Raw genomic sequence first — 255 nt, 5'->3', positions numbered from 1 at the left:
AGAGCTTTGTAAGCCAGCAAAAATTAAGCTGGGAAAATCAAAAAAGAGATCTGGAAGACCGTTTGAAAAACCTGAACGGAACGGTTGCCAAAATAAAGGCAGAATCGAATAATTATCTTGTTTTGGCTCCTGTTTCAGGCACCATAGAGAACTATTCAGGCATTCAGAAAGGTTCTTTCATAAATGCATCACAGCCAATAGCTACAATTTCATCAACAGATCAGCTTATTGTAGAATGCAATGTTTCTCCAAATG

The 255-nt window shown here is 37.6% G+C and carries 1 protein-coding gene; it reads left to right on the top strand.

Annotated elements, in window-relative coordinates:
• On the top strand, positions 1–255 hold a 255-nt coding region (locus ACHRWY_RS27745; protein WP_395359260.1), incomplete at both ends, for an HlyD family efflux transporter periplasmic adaptor subunit.

Source organism: Flavobacterium sp. FlaQc-48, assembly GCF_044007335.1.
GTDB lineage: Bacteria > Bacteroidota > Bacteroidia > Flavobacteriales > Flavobacteriaceae > Flavobacterium.
The sequence above is the reverse complement of the archived record's forward strand: the minus strand, read 5'-3'. Positions and strand labels throughout refer to the sequence as shown.